This is a genomic window from Actinospica durhamensis (assembly GCF_018139695.1).
Taxonomy (GTDB): Bacteria; Actinomycetota; Actinomycetes; order Streptomycetales; family Catenulisporaceae; genus Actinospica; species Actinospica durhamensis.
This window is the reverse complement of record NZ_JAGSOG010000799.1, coordinates 1-419: the sequence shown is the minus strand read 5'-3', so window position 1 is coordinate 419 and position 419 is coordinate 1. Positions and strand designations below refer to the sequence as shown.

Annotated in this window: 1 protein-coding gene; it reads left to right on the top strand. The window is 72.6% G+C overall.

All coding sequences use genetic code 11. The annotated features are described in order from the left end of the window. A partial coding sequence (locus tag KDL01_RS42275) for a PAS domain-containing protein (RefSeq protein WP_212534317.1) occupies positions 1 to 419 on the top strand: 419 nt, incomplete at both ends.

Here is a 419-nt window from a genome sequence, read left to right as displayed (position 1 = left end):
GATGGACGGCACCATCGCCAAGATCAACGCGACGCTGCTGGGCTGGCTGGGCCTCTCCCGCGACCAGGTCGTGGGCCGGATGCGCTTCGGCGACCTGCTCACCGTCGGCGGCAAGCTCTACCACGAGACCCACTTCGCCCCGCTGCTGCGCATGCAGGGGCACCTCGGCGGCATCGCCCTGGAGATGAGGACCGCGACGGGCTCCCGGCTGCCGGTGCTGGTCACCTCGACCGTCAAGAGGACCGACGGCGGCGAACCCCTGCTGATCAGGACCACCGTCTTCGACGCCACCGACCGGCGCGCCTACGAGGAGGAACTGCTGCGCGCCCGTCGCGCGGCCGACGAGGCGCGCCGGCAGGCCGAGGCCGAACGCGAGCGGCTGCACGAGGCGCTGGCCGTGCTCCAGCACAGCCTGCTGC